This is a genomic window from Streptomyces albireticuli (assembly GCF_002192455.1).
Classification (GTDB): domain Bacteria; phylum Actinomycetota; class Actinomycetes; order Streptomycetales; family Streptomycetaceae; genus Streptomyces; species Streptomyces albireticuli_B.
This window is the reverse complement of the sequence record NZ_CP021744.1, coordinates 4,073,627-4,087,547: the sequence shown is the minus strand read 5'-3', so window position 1 is coordinate 4,087,547 and position 13,921 is coordinate 4,073,627. Positions and strand designations below refer to the sequence as shown.

11 protein-coding genes and 1 tRNA gene are annotated in these 13,921 nt (G+C 70.9%); 7 read left to right on the top strand and 5 right to left on the bottom strand.

Features of this window, described 5'->3' with window-relative positions:
- Both grpE and dnaK read right to left on the bottom strand, forming a co-directional pair.
- A complete protein-coding gene (gene grpE / locus SMD11_RS17600) occupies nucleotides 1-639 on the bottom strand; it encodes a nucleotide exchange factor GrpE (RefSeq protein WP_087927371.1) in 639 nt (212 codons plus the stop codon).
- Complete coding sequence (gene dnaK, locus SMD11_RS17595) at nucleotides 636-2,498, bottom strand: molecular chaperone DnaK (RefSeq protein WP_087927370.1); 1,863 nt, start codon at nucleotides 2,496-2,498, stop codon at nucleotides 636-638. The genes grpE and dnaK overlap by 4 nt, the downstream gene beginning before the upstream one ends.
- 336 nt (nucleotides 2,499-2,834) lie before the next feature.
- On the opposite strand from dnaK, the gene SMD11_RS17590 reads away from it, so the two are divergent.
- From SMD11_RS17590 to SMD11_RS17580, 3 genes are all read left to right on the top strand, one after another.
- The gene (locus SMD11_RS17590) at nucleotides 2,835-5,111 is read left to right on the top strand and encodes a (Fe-S)-binding protein (RefSeq protein WP_087927369.1); all 2,277 of its coding nucleotides are present in this window, start codon (nucleotides 2,835-2,837) and stop codon (nucleotides 5,109-5,111) included.
- 191 nt (nucleotides 5,112-5,302) lie between these two features.
- A complete protein-coding gene (locus SMD11_RS17585; RefSeq protein ID WP_087927368.1) occupies nucleotides 5,303-5,809 on the top strand; it encodes a MarR family winged helix-turn-helix transcriptional regulator in 507 nt (168 codons plus the stop codon).
- A 249-nt stretch (nucleotides 5,810-6,058) separates the two neighbouring features.
- The gene (locus tag SMD11_RS17580) at nucleotides 6,059-7,078 is read left to right on the top strand and encodes a Yip1 family protein (protein ID WP_087927367.1); all 1,020 of its coding nucleotides are present in this window, start codon (nucleotides 6,059-6,061) and stop codon (nucleotides 7,076-7,078) included.
- A gap of 83 nt (nucleotides 7,079-7,161) precedes the next feature.
- Here SMD11_RS17580 and SMD11_RS17575 read toward each other — a convergent pair whose 3' ends face one another.
- Complete coding sequence (locus SMD11_RS17575; protein WP_087927366.1) at nucleotides 7,162-7,659, bottom strand: phosphoribosyltransferase; 498 nt, start codon at nucleotides 7,657-7,659, stop codon at nucleotides 7,162-7,164.
- 29 nt (nucleotides 7,660-7,688) lie between these two features.
- The gene (gene dcd, locus SMD11_RS17570) at nucleotides 7,689-8,264 is read right to left on the bottom strand and encodes a dCTP deaminase (protein WP_030366976.1); all 576 of its coding nucleotides are present in this window, start codon (nucleotides 8,262-8,264) and stop codon (nucleotides 7,689-7,691) included.
- A 562-nt stretch (nucleotides 8,265-8,826) separates the two neighbouring features.
- On the opposite strand from dcd, the gene SMD11_RS17560 reads away from it, so the two are divergent.
- Nucleotides 8,827-8,900: transfer RNA gene (locus SMD11_RS17560), tRNA-Gly, on the top strand.
- A gap of 87 nt (nucleotides 8,901-8,987) precedes the next feature.
- Here the strand turns inward: SMD11_RS17560 and SMD11_RS17555 are convergent.
- Nucleotides 8,988-9,716, bottom strand: a complete 729-nt coding sequence (locus SMD11_RS17555; protein WP_087927365.1) for a DUF4232 domain-containing protein — start codon at nucleotides 9,714-9,716, stop codon at nucleotides 8,988-8,990.
- Nucleotides 9,717-9,923: 207 nt separating this feature from the next.
- On the opposite strand from SMD11_RS17555, the gene SMD11_RS17550 reads away from it, so the two are divergent.
- The 3 genes from SMD11_RS17550 (at nucleotide 9,924) to SMD11_RS17540 (ending at nucleotide 13,904) form a co-directional block, all read left to right on the top strand.
- The gene (locus SMD11_RS17550) at nucleotides 9,924-11,333 is read left to right on the top strand and encodes a helix-turn-helix domain-containing protein (protein ID WP_087927364.1); all 1,410 of its coding nucleotides are present in this window, start codon (nucleotides 9,924-9,926) and stop codon (nucleotides 11,331-11,333) included.
- 187 nt (nucleotides 11,334-11,520) lie between these two features.
- On the top strand, nucleotides 11,521-12,048 hold the full coding sequence (locus SMD11_RS17545; RefSeq protein WP_087927363.1) for a DUF4232 domain-containing protein: 528 nt from the start codon (nucleotides 11,521-11,523) through the stop codon (nucleotides 12,046-12,048).
- A 179-nt stretch (nucleotides 12,049-12,227) separates the two neighbouring features.
- Nucleotides 12,228-13,904 carry a serine/threonine-protein kinase gene (locus SMD11_RS17540; protein WP_087927362.1) on the top strand — a complete coding sequence of 559 codons (1,677 nt, stop codon included), beginning with the start codon at nucleotides 12,228-12,230 and terminating at the stop codon, nucleotides 13,902-13,904.
- Nucleotides 13,905-13,921 lie beyond the last annotated feature (17 nt).

Sequence of the window (13,921 nt, the reverse complement as noted above, 5' to 3'; positions counted from 1 at the left end):
TCAGCCCTTGTCCGGGCCACCGCTCTCCTCGTCCGGCTCGTCGCCCTCGCCCTTCTGGGCGCCCGGCTGGGGCTCGGCCACGGCGACCCGCGCGGGGCGGATCGTCCGCTCGCCGATCCGATACCCCGGCTGGAGAATCTGCACGCACGTGGTCTCGGTGACGTCCGGCGCGTAGGAGTGCATCAGCGCCTCGTGGATCAGCGGGTCGAAGGGCTCGCCCTCCTTGCCGAACTGCTGGAGGCCCATCTTGGCGACGACCGTCTCCATCGACTCGGCGACGGACTTGAAGCCGCCGACGAGCTCGCCGTGGTCACGGGCGCGGCCGATGTCGTCGAGGGTGGGAAGGAGCTCGGACAGGAGGTTCGCGACGGCGATCTCCTTGACCGTGGCCCGGTCCCGCTCGACCCGGCGGCGGTAGTTCTGGTACTCGGCCTGGAGCCGCTGGAGGTCCCCCGTGCGCTCGCTGAGCGCCGACTGGGCCTGGTCCAGCTGAGCCTGGAGTCCTACCTCGACCAGCTCTTCCCCGGCCGGGGCCGGGCCCGCCTGGTCGGCGGACCCGGCGCCCTGCGCCGCGTCTTCGGGCGTGGCGTCGGAGGGGACGTCAGGCTTCTCGTCGAAACCCGGGGTCTCCTCCGTCACGCCGACGCACCGCCCTTCGGCTTCTCGTCGTCCACGATCTCGGCGTCGACGACGTCGTCCTCGGCCTTGGGCTGGCCGGCACCGGCGCCCGCGGCACCCTCGGCGCCGGCGGCACCCTGGGCGGCCTGCGCGTCGGCGTACATCGCCTGGCCGAGCTTCTGGCTGACCGCGGCGACCTTCTCGGTCGCGGTGCGGATCTCGGCCGTGTCCTCGCCCTTGAGCTTCTCCTTCAGCTCGGCGACGGCGGTCTCCACCTCGGTCTTCACCTCGGCCGGGACCTTGTCCTCGTTGTCCTTGAGGAACTTCTCCGTCTGGTAGACGAGCTGCTCGCCCTGGTTGCGGGACTCGGCGGCCTCGCGGCGGCGGTGGTCCTCCTCCGCGTACTGCTCGGCCTCCTGGCGCATGCGGTCGACCTCGTCCTTGGCGAGCGAGGAGCCGCCGGTGACGGTCATCTTCTGCTCCTTGCCCGTGCCCAGGTCCTTCGCGGTCACGTGCATGATGCCGTTGGCGTCGATGTCGAAGGAGACCTCGATCTGCGGGACGCCACGCGGGGCCGGCGGCAGGCCGGTCAGCTCGAACATGCCGAGCTTCTTGTTGTACGCCGCGATCTCGCGCTCGCCCTGGTAGACCTGGATCTGGACGGACGGCTGGTTGTCCTCGGCCGTCGTGAAGATCTCGGAGCGCTTGGTCGGGATCGTGGTGTTGCGCTCGATCAGCTTGGTCATGATGCCGCCCTTGGTCTCGATACCGAGGGACAGCGGGGTGACGTCGAGCAGCAGGACGTCCTTGACCTCACCCTTGAGGACACCGGCCTGGAGCGAGGCGCCGATGGCGACGACCTCGTCCGGGTTCACACCCTTGTTGGCCTCCTTGCCGCCGGTCAGCTCCTTGACGAGCTCGGCGACGGCGGGCATACGGGTGGAGCCACCGACCAGGACCACGTGGTCGATCTCGGACAGCGCGATGCCGGCGTCCTTGATGACGTTGTGGAAGGGGGTCTTGCAGCGCTGGAGGAGGTCCTCCGTCAGCTGCTGGAACTGGGCGCGGGTGAGCTTCTCGTCCAGGTGCAGCGGGCCCTCGGCGGACGCCGTGATGTAGGGCAGGTTGATCGAGGTCTCGGTGGACGAGGACAGCTCGATCTTCGCCTTCTCAGCGGCCTCGCGGAGGCGCTGGAGGGCCATCTTGTCCTTGGACAGGTCGACGCCGTGGCCGTTCTGGAACTGCTTGACCAGGTAGTCGACGACGCGCTGGTCCCAGTCGTCACCACCGAGGTGGTTGTCGCCGTTGGTCGCCTTGACCTCGACGACACCGTCGCCGATCTCCAGCAGCGAGACGTCGAAGGTGCCGCCACCGAGGTCGAAGACCAGGATGGTCTGGTCGTCCTTGTCCAGGCCGTAGGCCAGGGCGGCCGCCGTCGGCTCGTTGACGATGCGCAGGACGTTCAGACCCGCGATCTCACCGGCCTCCTTGGTGGCCTGGCGCTCCGAGTCGTTGAAGTACGCCGGGACGGTGATGACCGCGTCGACGACCTTCTCGCCCAGGTAGGCCTCGGCGTCACGCTTCAGCTTCTGCAGGATGAAGGCGCTCATCTGCTGCGGGTTGAAGTCCTTGCCATCGATGTTGATCTTCCAGTCAGTGCCCATGTGGCGCTTGACGGAGCGGATCGTCCGATCGACGTTGGTGACTGCCTGGCGCTTGGCGACCTCGCCGACCAGAACCTCGCCGTTCTTCGCGAAGGCGACGACGGACGGCGTGGTCCTGGCGCCCTCGGCGTTGGTGATGACGGTGGGCTCACCGCCCTCGAGAACACTGACGACGGAGTTCGTCGTACCCAGGTCGATGCCGACCGCACGTGCCATGTCGATTCCTCCAGCTGACTTGAGTGGAACAGGCTCAAGGGTGCAACACGGATCCGGACCTGTCAACGGACCTGAGTCGGGGACACTCAACTCTTATGCGGGTCTTATGCGCAGGACGGCAGGTCAGCGGGGTGCGGAGCGGGCCGCGAGGCGGGTACGGGCGCCGGGAAAGGCCCGGGATTCCTGACGCGCGCCTGACGATTTCCTGAGGCTTACCTGAGCGACACAGATCACCGGCGATGCGGCTATATCGCGGGCGCGCGAGTGAGTAGTCTCGTACGGACCGGATAAGTTACCCGTTAGTAGTAGTTCACTCCCGGAGGCCGAGGAGCCACCATGCAACTCGCCGCGATCATCGTGTCGCTGGTCCTAATCGCGGTCGGCGTCGCGCTGTTCGGCCGTGCCATCCTCCAGCTCTACCGCTTCATGCGGATGGGGCAGCCCGTACCCGCGGGCACCCGTACCGACGAGCCGGTGCAGCGCACGATCACGGTCGTCAAGGAATTCCTCGGCCACACCCGCATGAACAAGTGGGGCGTCGTCGGTGTCGCCCACTGGTTCGTCGCGGTGGGCTTCTTCTCGCTGCTGCTGACGATCGTCAACGCGATCGGCCAGCTCTTCCAGGCCGACTGGCTGATCCCGGTCATCGGCGACTGGCTGCCGTACGAGATCTTCGTCGAGTTCCTCGGCCTGATGACGACGGTCGGCATCGTGACGCTGATCGTCATCCGCCAGCTGAGCAAGCCCGGCAAGGCGGGCCGGAAGTCCCGCTTCACGGGCTCGAACTTCGGCCAGGCGTACTTCGTCGAGACCGTCATCCTCGTCGTCGGCCTCTGCATCATGACGCTGCACGCCCTGGAGGGCACCCAGCACGGCGTCGACCACTACGAGATCGGCTACTTCGCCTCGTACCCGATGGTCGCGGCCTTCAACAGCCTGAGCCTCGACACCGTCCAGAACATCACCTACCTCGTCGCGGGCATCAAGATCGCGACGTCGTTCATCTGGATGATCACGGTCTCGCTGAAGACCGACATGGGCGTGGCCTGGCACCGCTTCCTGGGCTTCCCCAACATCTGGTTCAAGCGCGAGGCCGACGGCGGCGTCGCCCTGGGCGCGCTCCAGCCGATGACGAGCGGCGGCAAGCCGATCGACTTCGAGGACCCGGGCGAGGACGACGTCTTCGGCGTCTCCAAGGTCGAGGAGTTCTCCTGGAAGGGCATCCTCGACTTCTCCACCTGCACCGAGTGCGGCCGCTGCCAGTCGCAGTGCCCGGCCTGGAACACCGGCAAGCCGCTGTCGCCGAAGCTGCTGATCATGGCGCTCCGCGACCACGCGCACGCCAAGGCGCCGTACCTGCTCGCGGGCGGCGGCAAGGACGCCGAGGGCAACGAGAAGGGCTCCGAGGAGCAGCTGAAGGACGTCCCGGCGGCGGCGCTGGCCGAGGCCGAGCGCCCGCTGATCGGCACCCTCGAAGAGAACGGCGTCATCGACCCGGACGTGCTGTGGTCCTGCACCACCTGCGGCGCCTGCGTCGAGCAGTGCCCGGTCGACATCGAGCACGTCGACCACATCGTCGACATGCGCCGCTACCAGGTGATGATCGAGAGCTCCTTCCCGTCCGAGGCGGGCACGATGCTCAAGAACCTGGAGAAGAAGGGCAACCCCTGGGGCCTGGCGAAGAAGCAGCGCCTTCAGTGGACCAAGGAGGTCGACTTCGAGGTCCCGGTCGTCGGCAAGGACATCGAGGACCTCAGCGAGGTCGACTACCTCTACTGGGTCGGCTGCGCCGGCGCCCTGGAGGACCGCGCCAAGAAGACCACGAAGGCCTTCGCGGAGCTGCTGCACATCGCGGGCGTGAAGTTCGCGATCATGGGCGGCGACGAGGCGTGCACCGGTGACTCGGCCCGCCGCCTGGGCAACGAGTTCCTCTTCCAGCAGCTCGGCCAGCAGAACGTCGAGATGCTGAACATGGCGTTCGGCGAGACCGACGGCGAGGACGGCGAACCGGCCGTCAAGGTCGAGAAGTCCAAGAAGAAGATCGTCGCGACCTGCCCGCACTGCTTCAACACCATCGCCAACGAGTACCCGCAGCTCGGCGGCGAGTACGAGGTCATCCACCACACGCAGCTGCTCCAGCACCTGATCGACGAGGGCCGGCTGATCCCCGTCACGCCGGTCGAGGGTCTGATCACGTACCACGACCCGTGCTACCTGGGCCGCCACAACAAGGTCTACACGCCCCCGCGCGAGATCATCGCGAAGGTGCCGGGCCTGCGGAACGAGGAGATGCACCGCCACAAGGAGCGCGGCTTCTGCTGCGGCGCGGGCGGCGCGCGCATGTGGATGGAGGAGCGCATCGGCAAGCGCATCAACAACGAGCGCGTGGACGAGGCGCTGTCCCTCAACCCGGACATCGTCTCCACCGCCTGCCCCTTCTGCCTCGTCATGCTGACCGACTCGGTCAACGGCAAGAAGAACGACGGCAAGGCCAAGGAGTCCATCCAGGTCGTCGACGTCTCCCAGCTGCTGCTGGAGTCGGTGAAGACCCCGGTGGAGCCGGAGGGCGACGGCGAGAAGGCGGACGCGCCGGAGCCGGAGCCGGTGAAGTAGCCGGTACGAGCACGCTGTGACGGCCGGTCCCCCGAAGGCTTCGGGGGACCGGCCGTTGTCGTACGGGCGTGACACGGTGGACGCGGACGCGGCCCTCCGCCGCCGACCCCGGCCCACCCCCGGAAGTTCTTCCTCCGAATGTCTCGCCGACCCTTGACCTCAACAATGCTTGAGGTCATAGCGTCGTGCACATGACGACGACACACCGCGAGCTCACCGACACCGCCGCCCTCGCCACCCAGCCGGTCGGCTACTGGACCTGGGCCGCCGACAAGGCGGTCATCCGGCACATCCAGAGCGCCATGGCCCGTACCGACGTCACCCAGCCCCAGTGGTGGACGCTCAACCACGTCGCGGGCGCCGAGGACGGCCTCACCCGCGAGGAGGTCGGCGACCGGCTGCGGCCGTTCATCGAGCTGGGGCGCGAGCTGACCGGCCACGCCGTCGACCACCTGCTCGCGCGCGGCTGGCTCCGCGAAGGCGCCGACGGCCGCCTGCGGCTCACGGAGGCCGGCCGGGAGGCCAAGAGCCGGACGAAGGACCTCGTCACCCGGCTGCGCTCGGAGATCCACGAGGGCGTCACGGACGAGGAGTACGCCGCCACGCTCACCGTCCTCCAGCGGATGATCGACAACGTGGGCGGCGTCGACGGGAAGGGCTCGCGCGGAGGCGTGCCGGTGAAGACCACACTGCGGTGAAGAGGGCGTCGCGGGGGCGCCTCGGCGCACCCGGGCACGCCTCCGCGCTCCCGTTCGTCCTCCCTGCGACGTACGCCCACAGGGGGGACGCCGGATGCCGCTGATACCCAGTGTGGAGCGAGAGTTGCCCAACCCCCGGTCTTTCCCTTAGGGGATGTCACAGCTCGGCCGCAAAGGCGGGCCCGTTCCCGGGGCCCAAGCGCCGCGACCTCGTGGAACGGGTACGTTCGAGGTGTGGCTGGATTCAGGATGGGACGCGGACGGGACGCACACGACCCCGCGCGGCAAGGACAGCGCCCGGGGCAGTACCAGGCCCCGTACGGCGGCCAAGGCGGTCAGGGCGGCCCCGGCGGGCACGGCGGCGGACCCGCCGGTGGCCACGGCGGCGGTCAGCAGTGGCAGCGGCCGTCGGCGTACGACGAGCCCGAGTACTTCGGCGGAGGCGCGCCCCAGGGGCACGGCCAGGGCCGGCCGGGCTACGACCCGCAGGGTTACGGGCAGCAGGGCTACGGCCAGCAGGGCCGGCCGGGCTACAACCAGCCGTACGGCGGGCAGCCGCAGCCCGGACCGGGACCCGCCCCGCAGGACCCGTACTACGCCCCGGGCCCCGGCGACGACCCCGGCCACACCCGGCAGTTCAGCATCGGCGACGGCCCCGACGCCTACGGCGGCCAGGACCCGTACGGCGGCCAGGACCCCTACCCCGCCGCCCCCGCGCCGCCGCCCGGCCCGCGCCTGCCGTGGAAGGAGCTGCTGACCGGCATCGTGCTGCGCCCGTCCGCCACCTTCTGGCAGATGCGCGACCACGCGGTCTGGGTCCCGGCCCTCGTCGTCACCTTCGTCTACGGCCTGCTCGCCGTCTTCGGCTTCGACAAGGCCCGCGAGGACGTGCTGAACGCCTCGCTCTCCAACAGCCTGCCGTCGGTGCTGATCACCGGCGTCGTGGTGGTGATCTCGGGCCTGATCCTCGGCGCCGTCACCCACACCCTGGCCCGGCAGCTCGGCGGCGACGGCCTCTGGCAGCCGACGGTCGGCCTGTCCATGCTGATCATGTCGATCACGGACGCGCCGCGCCTGCTGTTCGCGATGTTCATGGGCGGCGACAGCCCCTTCGTCCAGGTGCTGGGCTGGGCCACCTGGCTGGTGGCGGGCGTGCTCTTCACCTCGATGGTGAGCAAGTCGCACGACCTGCCGTGGCCGAGGGCGCTGGCCGCCTCGTCCATCCAGCTGATCGCGCTGCTGTCCATCATCAAGCTCGGCACGCTGTAGGCACCGGAAGCGCGAGAGAACGAAAGAGAGGGCCCCGGCCGCGTAAGAACGCGGCCGGGGCCCTCTCTCGTGTCAGCGGACGCTCACGCGTCGAGGACCTGGCCCTCGCGCCGCACGACCGGCGGCTCGACGCTCCACGGGAAGTTGATCCACTCGTCGGTCTTCTTCCACACGTACTCGCACTTCACGAGCGAGTGGCTCTTCTCGTAGATCACGGCGCTGCGGACCTCGGCGACGTGCTCCAGGCAGAAGTCGTGCACCAGCTTGAGCGTCTTGCCGGTGTCGGCGACGTCGTCGGCGATCAGGACCTTCTTGTTGGAGAAGTCGATCGCGTTCGGGACGGGGGAGAGCATGACCGGCATCTCCAGCGTGGTGCCGACGCCGGTGTAGAACTCCACGTTCACCAGGTGGATGTTCTTGCAGTCCAGCGCGTACGCCAGGCCGCCCGCGACGAAGACGCCGCCGCGCGCGATGGAGAGGATGATGTCCGGCTCGTAGCCGTCGTCCGCGATGGTCTGTGCCAGCTCACGGATGGCCTGCCCGAAGATCGGGTAGGTCAGGTTCTCGCGGATCTCACTCACTGTTGCTCTTCGCCTTGTTCCCTGGTCGCTCAGACCTGCGTGCGGTGGAAATTCTGGAAGGATCGCGAGGGCGTCGGCCCGCGCTGGCCCTGGTAGCGGGAACCGTGCTTCGCGGACCCGTAAGGATGCTCGACGGGTGAGGTCAGCCGGAACATGCACAGCTGCCCGATCTTCATCCCCGGCCACAGCTTGATCGGCAGCGTGGCCATGTTCGACAGCTCCAGCGTCACGTGCCCGGAGAAGCCCGGGTCGATGAAGCCGGCCGTGGAGTGCGTCAGCAGACCGAGCCGGCCGAGGCTGGACTTGCCCTCCAGGCGGGAGGCCACGTCGTCGGGGAGCGTGATGACCTCGTACGTCGAGGCGAGCACGAACTCACCGGGGTGCAGGATGAACGCCTCGTCGCCCTCCGGCACCACCTCACGCGTGAGGTCCGCCTGCTCGACCGCGGGGTCGATGTGCGGGTACCGGTGGTTCTCGAACACCCGGAAGTAGCGGTCGAGGCGCACATCGATGCTCGACGGCTGCACCATGGATTCGTCGAACGGGTCGATACGCACCCGGCCGGCGTCGATCTCGGTCCGGATGTCCTTGTCTGAGAGAAGCACGGGTCGAGGATACGCGGAGAAGCCGGACAACGCGGGCCCGGTCCGATCGGACCGGGCCCGCGCCGCTCATGACTCCCTGCTCGTCGCTCTCGGATCACTGCTCCGGCCCACTGCGCCGGCTCTTCGTTCGCGCTATCGCTTCTGTCCGCCGGCGGTCACCGGGACGGAGTGCCGCAGCCGGGCGCAGCGCGGGCAGCGGAGAAGCCGCCCGGGGCCGAGCCGGCCGGGGCCGAGATTCTGCATCGGGAACGAAGCGGTGCTGAACACGTGCCCTTCGGCACAACGAACGACGGTGCGCTCCATCGAGCTCCCTTTCCCCATGTACGTGAAAGACAAAAGCCACATTAGGGGATGTACGGGACGGGCTTGAAGGCGGCACTCCCGGAAGCCCCCCGACGGCTTGCCCCGCCCCACGGTACGCCCCAACTCCCGTCACCCACGGCCGCATCCCCACCCGCCCCACGGATCCCAGCCACGCCAAGAAGACCCCCGCGACCAGTGCGCCGGGGGCCTTCGATGGGGTACAGTGTGCGACGATGCGATGCCCGGAACGGGCGTCCTCGCGGGTGTAGTTTAATGGTAGAACATGAGCTTCCCAAGCTCAGAGCGCGAGTTCGATTCTCGTCACCCGCTCCACGCAGTTCCTCGAAGCCCCAGGCCAGCGGCCCGGGGCTTTTTCGTCGTCCGCGTCAGGTGAGCGGGTGCGCCGGATGAGCGAGCGCGTCAGTTGAGCGCGTCCGTGGACGAGGACACCCAGTAGGTGACCCGCAGTGAGTCGTCGATGTGCACCCCCTTGGCCTGGAGGGCGGCCTCCGCCATCCTGCCGCCGCCCTCGAAGCCGATCTCCAGGCTCTGTGCCGTGCGGCCCTCGCCGCCCGTGCCGTCGCCCGCGGACAGGATCACGCCGGCGTAGCCCTTCTTGCCCGGGGCGAGCGAGGTGACCGCCTGGGGCTTGGTCTGCTCCATGACCGGCGGCACGGACTGGGCCTCGTCGAACCTGACGATCGGGTAGCCCTTCAGGTCACACATCTTGGATCCGGTGTTGGTGATCGTGAGCAGCATGTGGTTGAGCGGGCGGGAGACCGGCGTGGCGATGATCTCGGTGTTGTCGGCGGTGCAGGCCACCCGGTTCTCGGGGGCGTACGGGTCGCTGTCGGCGGAGGCCGGTCCGTGGGCCGCGCCCTTGCCGCCCGTACCGCCCTTCCCTGCCTGGCCCGTGCTCGTACCGCCCGTCCCCTTCTCGCCGGAGGCGGCGGACCCGGCCGGGCGGTCGGGCTTCCCGGCCGGCTCGCTCGGCCCCGCCGGCTGCGAGGGGCGGTCCGCCTGGGCGGGCTGGGAGGCGGCACCCTCCGCGCGGGTACCCTCTCCGCTCTCGCACGCCGTCAGGGCGAGTGCGGCGAGCACGACGGAGGCGGCGGCGAACAGACGGGGCCGGCGGACGGAGGCGCGCATGGCGGATCTCTCTCTTCAGGGGGAGGGGAAGCGGAGCGCCGCTCGACCGGATCCGGGAGCGGCGTGCTTGGATGACGAAAGCTTGTGCGACGCCGCGTCCCTGGCGCCAGCACAACCGGCCCGTTAGGGACGCCGGAACGCTCGCACTGGCTCTGACCTGGGGGAATGGGTGTTCCCTGGAACGGGGACATGGGACGGAGGGGCGAAGTGGAGGCCAACGGTCTCGCGGATCTGCTGCGCGCGCTGAAGGAGCGCTCGGGCCTGAGTTACGGGGTGCTGGCCAAGCGGCTGCACGTGAGCACGTCGACCTTGCACCGCTACTGCAACGGGTCCACCGTGCCGGCGGAGTTCGCTCCGGTGGAGCGGCTGGCCCGCCTGTGCAAGGCCACGCCGGAAGAGATGATGCGGGTCCACCGGGCGTGGATCCTCGCGGACGCGGCACGCGGCCGTAAGCCCGAGGCCGACGGGGCGTCAGCCGGGGCCGCCCGCACGGAAGCTGTGGCGGCGACGGCCGAGGCGGCCCCGCCAAGACCGGAACCCGCGCCTCCGGTGGAGCAGGCTCCCCGGGCGGGAACCACACCACCGCCGCCGGAGGACACGACGGCGACACCGCCCCCGGCGGCCGTACCTGCCGACCACCCGCAGCGGAAGCGGCGGCCCCGTAAGGGCGTCCTGGCCGCCCTGGCCGTGGCCTGCGTCATGGGCGTGACGGGCTCCGCCGCGCTCGCCGTCGGCCTCGTCGGGAGCGACGGCGGCGACGGGAAGAAGGGGCCCGCCGCGGCCTCCTCCTCCAGGAAGCCCGGGGCGGCCGCGCCCGGGAAGCCCGGACAGGGCCCGTCCGGCACGCCGTCCGCCTCTCCGGAGGAGGAGAAGAAGGAGAAGGAGAAGGACGGCGACGAGCCCGCCGCGTCCACGGCCCCGGATGACGCCGCGTCACCCGGCGCCCCCGGCAAGCAGGAGGCCGGCGGCGGAGAGGCCGGCGCCGACCGCGACGACAAGGCCGGCGGTGACGGGGGCGACGCCCCCCTGACCGCCCACACCCGGCCGTACGCCTACGAGAGCCCCTGCTCCCAGCGCTTCCTGGTCAACCGGGCCCCGGCCGAGATGCCGAAGCCCCCCATCGAGCAGGACGCGCCCGCCTGGGCGTCCGAGCTCGGCGCCGTCGTCGCCGACCAGCAGTTCATCAAGATCACTTTGCAGGGCGCCGGCAAGGACACGGTCGTGCTGGAGCAGCTGCACGTCCGGGTGGACGGCACGGGCGCGCCGCTCGCCTGGAACGCGTACGCCACCGGCGTCGGGTGCGGCGGGGACGTGGCCACGCGCGCCTTCGGCGTCGACCTCGACGCCGGGTCGCCCGCCCTCACCCCGGTGGCCGGTCAGCGCGACTTCCCGTACAAGGTGAGCCGCACCGACCCCGAGGTCTTCTACATCAAGGCCGACGCGAAGCAACGCGACGTGCGGTGGCACCTGGAGCTCCAGTGGTCCAGCGGCGGCCGGCGCGGGACCCTCCGGATCGACGACCAGGGCAGGTCCTTCCGCACCAGCGGTTCCACGGGCAGGCCCTCGTACCAGCAGCCGCCGGGGGACACGAAGTGGGGTCCGGCGCCCGTGGAGTGACCGCCCGCGTTCCACCAAGGCGTTCCACGGGCTGACGTTTCCGCAGGTCAGACCGTGTGCAACCGTCCCGGCGTCCCGGATGGCCGGGCAGGCCCTTGAAGCCGGGACGGGCGGCGCCGCAGGCTGATCACGCCTCGGGGAACACCGGGGCGGTCACCACTCACTGACGTCTCATCAGGAGAACCCCATGCGCTTCGCACGCCTCCTCACCACCGCCGCCCTGTCCGGCGCCGCCGTTCTGGCGACGGCGGCCGTTCCCGCCCAGGCCGCCCCGCAGGCGGACCGCGGCCCGGTGCGGGCGCTCTGCTCCACGGCGAACGCCGACTTCACCGTGCGGAACGTGAGCCGCCCGATCAACCACCAGCTGATCACCGTCACCAACACCGGCTCCGAGCCCTGCAACCTCCTCAAGGCCCCGCTCCTGGGCTTCGACGACGACACGTACGTCGGCGCCCGGGCGATCGAGGAGTCGGCGCCGCAGGCGGTCGTGACGCTCAAGCCGGGCGAGTCCGGCTACGCGGGCCTCACGCTGTCGGCCGGCGACGGCTCCGGGGAGAACGGGCGGTACGTCCGTACCGCGCACGTCTTCCTCGACAGCGGCGACGGCTCCGAGGGCGGGCCCGACTCGGTCCGGCTCCCCAAGGGCACGTGGATCGACGACAGCGCGGCGGTCACGTACTGGCAGTCGAACGCGGCCGACGCCCTGGTGTGGTGACGGCGGCGCCCGCGCCATGAGGCCCGGCGCATCGGCGGGTCTCACGACGCCGCCCGGGCCGCTTCCGCCGCGCACGCCCCGCCCGTCCACCCGCCTCCCCCGGCGCTCCTGCCTTTACCCTTGGGGCCGCCCGATCATGAACGGGCGCACAGGCGGACAGTGACGGAACGGAGCGTGCGGTGACGGCGGGGGCAGCGAACGGCGAAGAGCTGACAGGCAAGGTCCTCGGGGGCCGCTACCGGGTGACCGCGACGATCGGGCGGGGCGGCATGGGCGTCGTCGCCCGCGCGGTGGACGAGCTGCTGAACCGGGAGGTCGCCGTCAAGGTCCTGCGGGCCTTCACCGACGCCTCCACGCACGAACTGTCCGACCTGCGGGCCCGGATGCGGCGGGAGGCGCAGGCCGCCGCCCGCATCCGGCACAGCGGCGTGGTCACCGTGCACGACGTGACCGAGGAGCAGGGCCTGCCGGTCATCGTCATGGAGCTCGTCGACGGGCCCTCGCTCGACGACGTCCTGGCGGAGCGCGGCCCGCTGGAGCCGCGCGAGGCGGCGGCGATCGGCGCCAGGCTGATGGACGCGCTCGACGCCGCGCACCGGGCCGGCGTGCTGCACCGGGACGTCAAGCCGGGGAACGTGCTGCTGGAGCACGGCGGGCGCGTGGTGCTCACCGACTTCGGCATAGCCAGCATGGAGGCCGCCGGCGACGAGGCCATGGCCAAGCTGACCCAGAGCGGCCAGCTCGTCGGCTCCCTCGACTACCTGCCGCCGGAGCGCGCGCAGGGCCGGGAGCCCGGCCCCGCCTCGGACATCTGGTCGCTCGGCATGACGCTGTACGCGGCGGTGGAGGGCACGTCGCCGTTCCGCCGCACGTCCGTGTGGTCCACCCTGTCGGCGATCGTCACGGAGCCCCTGCCGGAGCCGCGGCGGGCGGGGCCGCTCGCGCCGGTGCTGCGGGCCCTGATGGCCAAGGAGCCGGAGAGCCGGCCGACGGCGGACCGGGCGCGCGAGATGCTGGAGGCGGTGGCGGCGGGCGGGGCGACGGACCCGGCGCCCGTGCCGGCACCGGTCGTCACGCCCGTGCCGACGCAGGCGGTCACCCCGGTGCCGCCTCCCGGGTTCGGCGCGGCCCCGCCGTTCCACCCGCCGGCCCCGCAGTACCCGCAGGTTCCCCAGCACCCGCAGGTCCCGCATCCCCCGCAGAGCGGCTACCCGCAGCCCGCGGCCCCGGCCGCGGGCCCCGCGCCCGCCACCGGGCGCCCCCGCCGCCGCGGCCGTACGGTCGCCGCGGCGGCCGCCGCGGCCGTCGTGCTCGCGGGCGGCGGCGTCACGTACGCCCTGGTGGGCGACGGCGGCGCGAAGGGCGACGAGGCCCGGCCGCAGGCGTCCGCGGCCGGCTCACCGGCGGGCGGCGGCCAGGAGAACGGCGGCGGGGCGCTCACCGACGTGCGCACCCCGGACGCCTCCCCGTCCCCCGGCGCCTCCGGACGCCCGTCCGGGACGCCCTCGCGCGCGTCGTCCCCCTCGGCCCGGCCCAGCGGCACCACGAGCAGGCCCGGCTCCCCGTCGGCCAAGCCCACGCCGGTGTCGAAGAGCTGCAACGGCTGGGCGCACCAGGACCCGAAGCCGGGCACCTACGGCTACCTGACCGGCGACTACCACCTGGTGTCGGGCCCGTACCAGACGTGTTCGTCCGTCTCACGGGCCAAGTCCGGCACGAAGCTCTGGTTCCACTGCTCGGTCGTCAACGCCTACGGCAACAAGTGGATCTACGCCCGGGTGGAGGGCACGAAGACGGCGGGCTGGATGTCGGCCGACAACCTCACCCGGCAGAGCGGCCAGCCGGTCCGCTGCTGACGAAAGCCCTACGGGGT

Excerpts from the sequence above, each read along its gene's own strand:
- dnaK (WP_087927370.1), bottom strand. The coding sequence starts at position 2,498 with ATGGCACGTGCGGTCGGCATCGACCTGGGTACGACGAACTCCGTCGTC.
- SMD11_RS17585 (WP_087927368.1), top strand. The coding sequence starts at position 5,303 with ATGACGACGACACACCGCGAGCTCACCGACACCGCCGCCCTCGCCACC.
- SMD11_RS17545 (WP_087927363.1), top strand. The coding sequence starts at position 11,521 with ATGCGCTTCGCACGCCTCCTCACCACCGCCGCCCTGTCCGGCGCCGCC.
- SMD11_RS17555 (WP_087927365.1), bottom strand. The coding sequence starts at position 9,716 with ATGCGCGCCTCCGTCCGCCGGCCCCGTCTGTTCGCCGCCGCCTCCGTC.
- SMD11_RS17590 (WP_087927369.1), top strand. The coding sequence starts at position 2,835 with ATGCAACTCGCCGCGATCATCGTGTCGCTGGTCCTAATCGCGGTCGGC.
- SMD11_RS17580 (WP_087927367.1), top strand. The coding sequence starts at position 6,059 with ATGGGACGCGGACGGGACGCACACGACCCCGCGCGGCAAGGACAGCGC.